The sequence below is a fragment of the Psychrosphaera sp. 1_MG-2023 genome (assembly GCF_030548245.1).
In the GTDB taxonomy this organism is placed as follows: domain Bacteria; phylum Pseudomonadota; class Gammaproteobacteria; order Enterobacterales; family Alteromonadaceae; genus Psychrosphaera; species Psychrosphaera algicola.
Genome location: NZ_JAUORW010000002.1, coordinates 52,101 through 64,252, shown reverse-complemented (window position 1 = coordinate 64,252; position 12,152 = coordinate 52,101). Strand labels below are relative to the sequence as shown.

Sequence of the window (12,152 nt, the reverse complement as noted above, 5' to 3'; positions counted from 1 at the left end):
AACTTATGTTAGTGATTTAAGATCAAAAATGGGGCGAGTTACTTCGCCCCTAATGGGACAACTTCAAAAGTGTAACTTGCTCTATTTTCCGATGCGAATGTCGCCGTTTACAGTATTAATTTCAACTTCAGCTTTACCACTACCTAGTGTAAAACGGAGTGACTCTCCCGGACCATATTTGTCTTTTCTTACTTTATCTCCGCTTAAGTTATTTTCAATATCACCGCCAGAGTGGGCTTCAATTCTAAATTCCGCAGAAATATCGCCACCAAATTTAAGGTCAGTATCGCCACCGACTGAAGTGATAAATAACGTTTTGATGTTAGAAAGATCAGCTCGCAAATTGATGTCACCGTTCACGGTACTTATCTCAATTTCTTTGATGGACTTTAAGTCCAAGTCCATATCACCATTAACATTGGTGATTTTTAGCTCGTTAACTTTACTGTTGGTATTAATATCGCCGTTCACGGTTTCAATTTCCAAGTCACCTTCGCTACCAGAATCGTCAATTTCACCATTAACCGAATTCAAATTAATATTGCCCTTTAATCCTTCCGATTTGATATCGCCATTGACTGTGCCTAATGCAATTCGGCCTTCTAATTTTGAAGCATCAATATAACCGTTCACTGTGTTTATCCGAGCGCCGCCTAATACATTTGCCACTTTGACATCAACAGTGACACCTTCAAATTTAACGCCGTTTTTAACGGGTATCCAAAACACCAATTTTGAGCCTTCTTCTTTCCAGTTGTTCCATTTTTGGCTTGGCATATGAACCTTAAAAACAACTCGTCCATTTTCATTATTTTCAAACTGATAACCCTCTGCGTCCTTATCCAGCTCACCAACAACCTTAACTTCGTTTTTATCCCACGTTTTAATTGTCACTTTACCTGATTGCACATCAATTAAGACTTTCCCGTTTTCAGTCGTCGTTAATACCTTGTCTACTTTTTCACCCGCGGCAACCTGACCGATGGACAAAACAAGCAGCGCGGTTATGACTAATAAGTTTTTCATAAATATACCTTGTTAACGTTTCATTAAATTTGTGTAAATTTGGATTGATGCGACTTACTGATCAATGCCAATTGTTGTTGATGGATCTGGGTTAACATTTTCATCAACACTGCGTCTTCTGGTTGATGAATAAGGGCTTTTTTCAAGGCCTTTTCCGCCAACTCCAATTCGGTAAGTGATGAACGCCAGTTTGGCGAGACCACATTGGTATTACTGACCCGTTGCAACAGTTGCTGTTTTTGCAATTCAAAACTGGCCGAAACCGGTGTTAACCAACTCGGTTCTTCAATTTGTTGATCGATACCTTTCGGCAATCCTAACCAAAGCCCAGTGACTAGCGCCACTGGAGCAAACATAGCCGCAACTTTAAGCCACGGAGTTGATTTAATTGTCGAGCTACTTAGTTCACTTGTTGTTTGCTGTGGCACATTTGTAATGGCTTGCTCAATACCAGCCCACAAATCTCGTTTTGGTGCCAATTCTGGTTCCAAATCGCTGATTAGGTCATCAAATTGTTTGTCTTTAGATGTCATCATTAATGCCCTCCCCTCGTTTGTGATTGTTCGTCTTCTGCCAATAGTTGCTTCTGCAGCAATTGCTTGGCTCTGTGATATTGCGCTTTACTGCTACCAACAGCGATCCCTAGCTCTTTGCTAATTTCTTCGTGTCGCCAGCCTTCAATAGCGAACAGCACAAATACCACTCGAGCTTGTTCTGGCAGACTAGCAATATGTTTATCTAGACCACTGCGGCTCAGATCATAATCCGAATAATCGTCAGATATTTCCTGAGCATCGAGGGCCTGTTGGTTTTTTTCGTCTGAACCAAACCAGCTGCGCCACCACGGCTTTTGTTTTCGCATATGAGAAATAGCAACATTACTGGTCACCGACTGTAGCCATGTTGAGAATTTGCTATCGCCACGAAAGTTGTGAATTTTCTGCCAAACCTGCACGTAAACTTCCTGAGTAATATCTTCTGCAATCTCACGGTCACCTGACAATCGTAAACTTAAGGCGTAGGTTCGATTTATGTATTTATCGTAAAGTTGTTTAAGTGCATTTTGGTTGCCTTGTTTAAGCAAAACGACAAGCTGTGCATCATCGTCGACACGATTGACATCAACCTGTTGAAATTGCTGAGGCGAAATTACGTTTCCAACCAAAATATTCTTCTTTTATTGTTGAACTACTGTGTTGTTATTTACTTAGTATCAGGGGAATAGAAAAAGGTTTAAAGGAGAATTATTTATTTTGTCAAAAAGCCCGTAATAGCGAGCTAGTTTCGGTAAACCAAAAGATTGAAAAGCGCTGCTTATCGTTAACAAAAAAGGCGCTTTCGCTCCTTTGTGTTAATCGTCTATTGCCATGGATTTGAGAAGTGATTCGTAGGCGACTCTAATTTGTGGATCGTTTGGATTCGATAACATATGTACGTATACAATTTCACCTTCACCATTAATAAATATTGTCGTTGGTGTACCCATAACGCTAAATTGCTTAGCCACGGCATCACCTTCAATTAGTACCGGCAAGGTTAAGCCTCGACTTTTCATTTCTTTAACAGGCTTTGCTCTTGGATTTTCCCAAAAACTCACCGCGTAAGTTGGAATACCTTTGTCCACATACCCCTTAGAAATGACATCTAAACCTGGTTGCAATTTTTTACAATAAGGACACCAAGTGGCCCAAAAATGCAAGACATAAGGTTTACCCTTTAAGTCCTCAGAATCAACCTCTAAACCTTGACCATTCGATAAAGACCAAGGCGAGGCTAGGTCTGGTAAAATAATCGGATTACCGTCTTCGTCAAGCTCGGGTTCATCAGCGTAAAGCGAAAAACAACAAATAAGCAGTAGAGTTGTGAGAATAATATGTTTCATTTGGGCTGACATTTCCTAATACAACGCGTTGTTGATATAGACCTCTAAAACGGCCTATATGTTACAAATACATGATGAAAAAATATTGGAGTATTAATTCGTGATTATACAAATAAATACGATTGCTATTTAGCTAACCAAGGTTTCTTATTAAGCGTTATGCTAATGTTCGTTGGCGTACGGTTTCAAACAAAATGACACCCGTTGCAACTGAAACATTTAAACTTGAGACAGAACCTGCCATCGGTATTTTAACTAAGTCGTCACAGTTTTCTCGTGTAAGTCGACGCATTCCAGTACCCTCAGCCCCCATAACTAAAGCCAACGGGCCAGTCATAGATTTTTGAAATACGTCTTGCTCAGCTTCACCCGCAGTACCAACAATCCAAACACCTTCATTTTGTAAAGACTTTAAACTACGAGCTAGATTTGTAACGACAAATAATGGCATAACTTCAGCTGCGCCACATGCAACTTTACGCGCTGTACCTGTCAATTTCGCCGACCTATCTTTAGGAACAATAACGCCATGAACACCCGCGGCATCAGCGGTACGGAGAACAGCACCCAAATTATGTGGGTCAGTTACCCCGTCAAGAATTAACAATAATGGAGCAATGTTTTGTTGGTTCAATCTGGCTAATAGATCTGACAGATCGGCTTCGTCTTTTTGTTTAGCTGCTTTAACACGAGCAATAATACCTTGATGCTGTTCGCCGTCACTTTTATCGTCTAATACTTTACGCGACATATATTGAACAGATACCCCAAGGGAATGAGCTTGGCTAATCAGTGGTGCCATACGGTCATCTTTACGATCTTTTAACGCATATACTTCAATTAGGCGCTCTGGCTCATTGGCCATTATGGCGCTAATGGAATGGATGCCGTAGGCGATTTCTGAACTCATATCTTACTTCTCTTATTGACTTTTTTTAGCTTTTTTGGCGGCAATTCGCTTAGCTGCACGCGTTTTAGGTTTACTCGTGCTGGCTTTTTTCTTAGCGTGTTTTTTCTTTGTTGCTTTTGGTTTTGTTGTTGGTTTTTTATTTTGACCAACCGCGCCGTCCGCAGAATTTTTCCCCTTAGATGTCCCTTCTTTTTGGGCCACTTCAGATTGTATATCGCCAGGCACGTCACCACGTTTCAAACGTTCTCTAATTGAACCACTGCGTCTAGGTTTAGACGGTTCTTTGCGGTCTTTGTCACTACTGCCTTTGCCCGTTGGGCGAGTATTTTTAGCCTGCGGTTTACGTGATTTTCCTGCCAACCTGTCACGCGATGAGCCCCGTGGCAAATCAGCCAACTCAAAATCAATCTGTCTTCCATCTAAGTCTACCGAACGAACTCGTACGTCTAACTCATCACCGAGTTTGAATACCTGACGTGTTCGTTCACCCACTAAAACATGGCGTCCTTGGTCATAATTAAAGTAGTCGTTTCCTAATCCAGTGATGTGAACCAGGCCTTCAATATGCAATTCTTTAAGTCTGACAAACACGCCAAATGAGGTGACAGAAGCAATAATGCCTTCGTATTCGCGGTCAATGTGGTCCTGCATAAATTCACATTTCAACCAAGACTCTACGTCTCGTGTTGCTTCATCAGCACGACGTTCGGTCTTTGAACACTGTTCACCTAAATGCTCTAATTCTTCGCTGGAATAAACGTAGTGACCAGACGTTTTTTCACCTTGTTTATGCAAAACGCCTTTAATTGCACGATGGACGATTAAGTCTGGGTAACGACGAATTGGCGATGTAAAATGCGCATAGCCGTCTAACGCTAAACCAAAGTGACCGATGTTGTCAGGCTGATATACCGCTTGGCGCATTGACCTGATCATCATGGTTTGAATAAGTTCTGAATCTGGACGATTCAAAAATGGATTAACCTGATCGCTGAGTTCTTTAGGTGTAGGTTGATCACTAAATGTCAGTTCGCCACCAAGTTCTGCTAAAAATGCTCGAAAACTAGCAAGTTTTGTTGGGTCGGGTTTGTCATGTACCCTAAATAGCGCGCCTGCATCATTTTTTTCTAGGAACTTAGCTGTCGCTACGTTGGCTAAAATCATACATTCTTCGATCAATTTATGGGCGTCATTACGCTCAACAGTTTCAACCGAATCAATTTTTTTATTGGCGTTAAAAATAAACTTAGCTTCGATAGTATCAAATTCAAAAGCACCACGTTCAGCACGTCTAAGTTTAAGCGCTTTGTAAAGATCAAATAAATCCATCAAATGCGGATAGACCGCTTGATAACGGTCAATCATAGTCGCATCACCAGCTAAGATAGCGGCCACTTTGGTATACGTTAGTCGGGCATGGGAATGCATGACAGCTTCGTAAAATTTAAAGCCTGATAATTTACCACTATCGGCGACTGTCATCTCAGCCACTAAACACAAACGGTCAACTTGTGGATTTAATGAACATAATCCGTTTGATAGTGCCTCTGGTAACATTGGGATAACTTGCGATGGGAAATATACAGAATTTCCTCTATCGATAGCTTCTCTGTCCAATGCTGAGTTATGTTTTACGTAATGAGAAACGTCGGCTATGGCAACATATAGACGCCACCCACCGGATTTTTTACGCTCACAATAAACCGCGTCATCAAAGTCACGGGAATCTTCACCATCAATAGTGACTAACGGTAAATTACGCAGATCAACGCGGCCTAACTTGTCTTGTTCTGAAACTTCTGGTGACAGTTTTTTAGCCAAGTTGACAATTGTGTCAGACCATTCAAATGGAATTTCATAATTACGTAGCGCGATATCAATTTCCATTCCTGGCGCCATATGCTCGCCTAAAACTTCTCTAATTGAACCAGTTGCACTTGATGATCTATTTGGACGCGATTCTATTTCGACAATAACCATCTGGCCATGTCGAGCACCGTTTTCTGATCCTTTCGGGATAATGATTTCGTGTTTAATACGACTGTCATCTGGTACTACAGATTGCACACCAGACTCAACAAAATAACGGCCTATTAGCGGCGCTGAACGAGCTGTGACTAAGTCAACAATGCGGGCTTCGGTTTTGCCTTTAAATTCGCCTAATGATTGCGCTCTTACGATATCGCCATGGATATAGCTCCGCATCTGGCTGTGGCTTATATACCAGTCGCTGCGGTTATTCTTAGCGTTTTCAGGTTGTAAAAAACCAAAACCATCGCGGTGACCAATCACTTGACCGACAATAAAATCTTTCTGATCGGGGATCGCGTATTTTTTAAACTTTGTAAATAATAACTGGCCGTCACGTTCCATCGCTCTGAGGCGCCTTTTTAAGGCAACTTTTAAATCATCGCTGGAGACCTGACAAATTTTCAATAATTCGCCATACGAAAGGGGGGAGTCGTTCTTTTCGATTTGTTCTAAGATAAATTCGCGGCTCGCGATAGGGGTTCCGTATTTAGCAACTTCCCGATCGTGATTCGGGTCAAATTTTGGCATTCAGTTTCACTTATAAAAATTAAAAAATAATGTTAAGTCGTTAGTTTAACACCATATGAAGACAAACAAGTTAATAACTATCGTTTTTGTCAATTTTTTTTATAAATAACGTTTAATAAAATGAACGCCTGAACAAATACGTTAAATTGGCGTGTGTTTCGCCCTCTTTAACGCTTTAGGATGCATCAGTTTTGCGAGTTTAGCCAACAAGGTGGCCACTTTTTGGTGGGTGGTTGAGTCTTCAATTATAGCGTGATGTAGCCACTTATAACTTTGTTCGTAATCATATGGGCTACCAACCCCATCTAAATGCATTTGTACCAACCTCATTTGCGCATTGAGGTTTCCTAATTCCGCGGCTCGAAATATTAACGTGTGAGCTTTATCGATGTCCTTTTGAACAAATATGCCTTCATGATAATAGCGTCCCATCTGTTCTATTGCCGCAACTAGGCCTTGTTTTGCCGACTTACGAATATAATAAATTCCCAGCTCTGCGTCTTTTTCAATGCAAACTCCCCACGCGAGCATGTCCCCATAAAGAAATTCATAAGCCGGTATATGGAGTTTTACTGCATGGTCTTCAATATCTCGATTTAACTGGCACCGATCGGCTTTTACTTTATCTAAATGCTTGTTTTCTTTTATTAAAGCTAACAATTCATCTTGAGTATAAATTTGCACGACTTTCAATTTATTCTCGTTATAAGAAAAACTATAAGCAGAAAAAACAAGCAGTAGTGTCAGAATATATTTCATGTGCGCCAGACCAAATTGTAGTGTTGCTTTCAATTAACCGATTTATTGGTTAATTGAAAGCAAGTACTAGGCCATTCCCTAAAGTAAGTTTTTGGCTTTAATCGGCCCTTTGGAAAAGTCGACGGGTGGAGAAGGAATAAATTTAGCTTTTGCCCCGCCATTTCGATTTTGAGGCGACGCTACGGCACTCGCACTACAACTGTCATTGGCAAGGTAATATAGCCCTTCTGCCAACAATGGATCAGAATCAACACCCCAATCCCCTGTAACGACATCATTCACTGGGCAGTCAACACTCAGACCATCAAAGTAGTCACCAAAGCCTACTGCGTTCTGAGTTTGGAAGTTAATTGCAAAAACCACATGGTCGCATATTTCTTCTGGATACATACCAACTGGTTTACCACAGGTATTTTCGCCTACGATGACAACTTCTACGAATGGGTCTAACGCATTGATAACTAATTCACTCGCTGAACAACTGCCACCAGTGGTTAACACAATAACTCTGTCGAGATTCATTTTTTCAAAGCCGGCCCCTAAACTAAAGTACGACGTTTGGTCGCGACTCGATTGTTTATCATTGTGAACGTACTTTACAAAAACTTCATTCTCAACTTCATCTCCCGCGATTTGAGTACTCAATTGCTTTGCGACACGGATTAAACCGCCGCCGTTGTATCTAACGTCTAATATCATTTCGTCGATGTTTTGATCAGCAAACTCATCAAACGCGACGTTAAGCTCCTGTTCAGATCGAGAATCAAACGAATCGAAAACGAGATATCCAACTTTCTTAGCTTCGCCTGCGATAGTGACATCTTTAACCTGAGTCGCCATTACAGTATTGGCCGTTATCGAGCCTTTACTAAACTGAGTATCTATTATTGAGCCGTCTGGTTTTAAAATTTCAACATCAATAGTATGCCCTGCTTCATTAGGGCCAAATACGGTATTCAACGTCGTTGTGCCTGCTGCAACCTGAGACAATATTGTCGCCATATCAACACCTTCGACGCCAACGATGGTATCACCGCGACGAAGACCATTCTGCGCTGCCGAACCCTCTTCAAAAACATATCTGATCTTAAGACCATCATTATTTTCTGTGGCCGAATGAGAAAAGCCATAGCCAAAGAACACTGACTTTTGATAATCGTCATATTCTGCTGTAGTCATTGCAAAGCTAAATCGGTCTTGAGGAACGCGAAGACTCGCAAGTGCTTCTTTGATATCAGAATGCTTTTCAGGGTTAAACGACTGTGCTAAATCGCCATACCAAAAATATTCATCGTCCAGAAAGTCATATAATCGATTGTTGGCATCCGGTGCTGAACACTGACCATAAGTAACGTCATCGTCAGTTTCCAAACAACCGGATAAGCTAATACTTATAAGAGCGACAAAGAGGGATTTTATGTACATGTATTTTATCCTTAAACTAATTCATCATTAGATTATCGAAAAAAACCTAGGAGTACATCTAATTATAGAAAGAAATTTCGCGAATGCTGTAAACAAAAAAGCCACCTTCCGGTGGCTTTATTTTAACTCTAATAAATTTAGGCGTTTTTTCTACGGTAATGAATACCCATCAAACCAAATACAAACAATGCAATAGACGCTGGTGCAGATACTGCAGCAAATACCGGCGTATAGTCGCGAATTAACCAACTACCACCAGCTAAAGGCGTATCTTTGTCCCAAACCCAATCAACCATTTCAGGTGCAGCGCCACCAATAAACTGGACAGCTTCTATTTCACCTGGCACACCAGCAACATCAGTTCCCGACATACCCATTGTAGCGAGTGCACCATTGCCTACGTCATCTAACGTGTTGCCAAATAATTGGATAAAATCAAACATATTACTTTCGTTTAAAATAGGTGTGCCTGAAATATCAGCAAAAAAGTTAAATGCCATAATTTGAATTTCAAACATTTGTGCGTAGCGCCAGCCAGTCGAAAACTCTGAAGTTTCGCTTAACGTGTCATCTAAAACTGAGTCCGCTAGGTCAGCGGTGATGTCATTGAAGCTTATGTCTAGCGTTTCTGTTAAATCTAACCATTCGGTCATTTGACCTTCGATGTTAGTAATCGTAGTTCTACCATTGTCGATAAATTCAACAATTGGAACAGCCTGGGCTTTACCCGTGACTAAAATGCAAAGCAACATTGCGATTGACAAAATTTTCATACAACAACCTCTAAATTAGGAAATGAACAATCCATGTTGAATAAACAACTATCATTCGTCGAATGTAGTTTTAATATATCAATAACAAAGCAATTAATGAGCCAACAAAAACAAACTCTTTAAATACAACAATATAAGTATTACCGAAAATATAAAAAAAGCCAAGTGTAAAATTTATCGACACTTAGTAAATACAAAAAAACCGCCATGATGGCGGTTCTTAAAAACAATTCTACTTACGAAAACGGGTTACGTAAAATCATTGTTTCATTTCTGTCAGGACCAGTAGATATGATATCCATTGGCACGCCAGTGATTTCTTCTAAACGTTTAATGTAGTTTTGCGCAGCTTGTGGCAAACCTTCAAAAGTTGTAACGCCAAAAGAGTTTTCAGACCAACCTGGAACACTTTCATATAAAGGCACAACAGCATCATACCCTTCAGCGGCCATAGGTGGAACGTCAACAACTGAACCATCTGCTAATTGATAACCTATACAGATTTTTATTTCTTCTAGACCATCAAGTACATCAAGTTTTGTTAAGCAGAAACCTGTAATTGAGTTAATTTGCACTGCACGTTTCATTGCAACGGCGTCAAACCAACCTGTGCGGCGTTTACGGCCTGTTGTAGCGCCAAACTCATGACCTTTAATGCCTAAGTGTTGGCCAACTTCACAATCAAGTTCTGTTGGGAATGGGCCTGAACCAACGCGTGTTGTGTATGCTTTTACAATACCAAGTACATAGTCTAAGTAACACGGACCAAAACCTGCACCAGTTGCAACACCACCAACAGTTGTGTTTGAAGACGTCACATACGGATATGTACCGTGGTCAATGTCAAGAAGTGTACCTTGGGCACCTTCAAACAAGATTGACTCACCAGCAAGGCGTGCAGCGTCTAATAACGACGTTACATCAACAACCATAGCTTTAAGTATGTCGGCAATTGCCATAGCATCATTAAATGTCTTATCAAAATCGACAGGGTCAACTTTGTAATAATTAACTAATGAGAAGTTATGGTACTCAAGAACTTCTTTTAGTTTTTCTTTAAATTGCTCTGGATTAAACAAATCGCCAACACGTAGGCCACGACGTGCTACTTTGTCTTCATAAGCTGGCCCAATGCCACGGCCGGTTGTGCCGATTGCTTTATTACCACGTGCGATTTCACGGGCTTGGTCTAGAGCGATATGATATGGAAGGATAAGCGGGCAAGCTTCAGAGATAAGTAAACGCTCTTTAACAGGAACGCCTCTTTCTTCCAACATTTTGATTTCAGTCATCAAAGCGTCTGGAGATAATACAACGCCATTACCAATAATACATTTTACGCCATCGCGTAATACCCCAGAAGGGATTAAATGCAGTACTGTTTTCTCACCGTCTATTACTAACGTGTGACCCGCATTGTGGCCACCTTGATAACGTACAACGTAATCAGCCTTGTCAGTTAGTAAATCAACTACTTTACCTTTACCTTCGTCACCCCATTGGGTGCCTAAAACTACAACGTTTTTGCCCATTTCATTTTCACTCAGAAAAAATTAGGCGGGGATTCTATCAAAATTGCGGGGTAAAGATCACCCGATTTGGCAAAAAAGATTCACATTGTTTATTAAATATCTGAATTTATTAGATAAAAATTAAACTTAACGAAACATTAAAAGCACGATTCCAAGTACAAACAACACACCACCAACAAATCGGATGCCACTTATTGGTTCATCTGCTAACTTTCTAATGTAGTTTTGCCATATTTTTGGGAACAATAACGGCATCATTCCTTCAACTATTAATACAAGTCCAATTACGGTTAACCATTCTATCTGCATTTTTATCTCACTACATTACGTGGCATAAATACCAAAATTTCATGTATTTATACGGTACCAACAAAAAAGGCCCCGTAGGGCCCTTTAACTAGTGGTAAGGTTATTTACCTGAGGTTGATTTCATATATTTGAAGAAATCGCTGTCTGGTTCGATAACCATAATATCTTGACGACTATTAAAGCTATTTCGATACGCGTCTAAACTACGAACGAAACTAAAAAATTCCGCGTTTTTGCTAAACGCATCAGCATATACGCGTGCTGCTTGTGCATCACCTTCACCACGTAAAGTCTGCGAATTTTTCTCTGCTTCTGCAATCATAATGGTAATTCTTGCATCGACATCAGCTCGAATAATTTCAGCTTGTTCACGACCCTCTGAGCGGTGAGCTTTAGCTACTTTTAATCGTTCTGTTCTCATACGTTCAAAAATATAGTTACTGACTTCAAGTGGTAGATTGATTTGTTTTACACGAACATCCAATACTTCCAAACCTAAATCACTAGAACTTTTAGCGGCAATAATAGCAGCTTCCATAAGCTCTGTGCGTTCACCAGAAACAATCTCTTTAATTGTACGAGTACCAAATTCAGTTCTTAACGCGTTGTTTACTTTTTGCTTAAGTAACTGTTCTGCATTTGCTTTAACGCCACCGGTAGAAAGGTAGTACGTTGCAAAGTCAGAAACACGATATTTGATAAATGAATCAACTATTAAGTCTTTTTTCTCTGCTGTTACAAAACGGTCTGGCACATCGTCCAGCGTTTGAATACGAGCATCTATCATTCGTACTTTTTCAACAAACGGCAGTTTGAAGTGCAAACCAGGCTCTTTCACCAATGTGGTACCAGAAGCATCACGCTCAACTTTACCAAACTGAATAACAATAGCTCTTTGACCTTCTTTCACAACAAATAGTGAAGAGAAGGACATAAGACCAATAAATATTAGGGCTACAATACTAAAGTTTTTCATA

General features: G+C 40.4%; 12 protein-coding genes. All 12 read right to left on the bottom strand.

Going from position 1 to position 12,152, the window contains the following annotated elements; translation table 11 throughout:
- Positions 1 to 81 precede the first annotated feature (81 nt).
- A complete protein-coding gene (locus Q4575_RS01965) occupies positions 82 to 1,026 on the bottom strand; it encodes a DUF4097 family beta strand repeat-containing protein (protein WP_215963265.1) in 945 nt (314 codons plus the stop codon).
- 23 nt (positions 1,027 to 1,049) lie between these two features.
- Entirely contained in the window at positions 1,050 to 1,562 is a 513-nt protein-coding gene (locus Q4575_RS01960; RefSeq protein WP_303521171.1) for a hypothetical protein, read from the bottom strand.
- Positions 1,562 to 2,191, bottom strand: coding sequence for an RNA polymerase sigma factor (locus tag Q4575_RS01955; protein ID WP_303521170.1), 630 nt, complete (start codon positions 2,189 to 2,191; stop codon positions 1,562 to 1,564). Before Q4575_RS01955 ends, Q4575_RS01960 begins: the two co-directional genes overlap by 1 nt.
- Positions 2,192 to 2,377: 186 nt before the next feature.
- Positions 2,378 to 2,908 carry a TlpA disulfide reductase family protein gene (locus tag Q4575_RS01950; RefSeq protein ID WP_303521169.1) on the bottom strand — a complete coding sequence of 177 codons (531 nt, stop codon included), beginning with the start codon at positions 2,906 to 2,908 and terminating at the stop codon, positions 2,378 to 2,380.
- Between the two features lie 157 nt (positions 2,909 to 3,065).
- Positions 3,066 to 3,818, bottom strand: coding sequence for a 23S rRNA (guanosine(2251)-2'-O)-methyltransferase RlmB (rlmB, locus tag Q4575_RS01945; RefSeq protein WP_303521167.1), 753 nt, complete (start codon positions 3,816 to 3,818; stop codon positions 3,066 to 3,068).
- Positions 3,819 to 3,830: 12 nt separating this feature from the next.
- Positions 3,831 to 6,377, bottom strand: a complete 2,547-nt coding sequence (rnr, locus tag Q4575_RS01940) for a ribonuclease R (RefSeq protein WP_303521166.1) — start codon at positions 6,375 to 6,377, stop codon at positions 3,831 to 3,833.
- A 141-nt stretch (positions 6,378 to 6,518) separates the two neighbouring features.
- Positions 6,519 to 7,136, bottom strand: a complete 618-nt coding sequence (locus Q4575_RS01935; RefSeq protein ID WP_215963260.1) for a tetratricopeptide repeat protein — start codon at positions 7,134 to 7,136, stop codon at positions 6,519 to 6,521.
- 78 nt (positions 7,137 to 7,214) lie between these two features.
- Positions 7,215 to 8,561, bottom strand: coding sequence for a S41 family peptidase (locus Q4575_RS01930; RefSeq protein WP_215963259.1), 1,347 nt, complete (start codon positions 8,559 to 8,561; stop codon positions 7,215 to 7,217).
- Positions 8,562 to 8,698: 137 nt separating this feature from the next.
- A complete protein-coding gene (locus tag Q4575_RS01925) occupies positions 8,699 to 9,334 on the bottom strand; it encodes a hypothetical protein (protein WP_303521164.1) in 636 nt (211 codons plus the stop codon).
- A gap of 236 nt (positions 9,335 to 9,570) precedes the next feature.
- Positions 9,571 to 10,866, bottom strand: a complete 1,296-nt coding sequence (locus Q4575_RS01920) for an adenylosuccinate synthase (protein ID WP_215963257.1) — start codon at positions 10,864 to 10,866, stop codon at positions 9,571 to 9,573.
- 126 nt (positions 10,867 to 10,992) lie between these two features.
- The gene (locus Q4575_RS01915) at positions 10,993 to 11,175 is read right to left on the bottom strand and encodes a DUF2065 domain-containing protein (protein ID WP_215963256.1); all 183 of its coding nucleotides are present in this window, start codon (positions 11,173 to 11,175) and stop codon (positions 10,993 to 10,995) included.
- A gap of 100 nt (positions 11,176 to 11,275) precedes the next feature.
- Entirely contained in the window at positions 11,276 to 12,151 is an 876-nt protein-coding gene (gene hflC, locus Q4575_RS01910) for a protease modulator HflC (RefSeq protein ID WP_215963255.1), read from the bottom strand.
- Position 12,152: the final 1 nt, after the last annotated feature.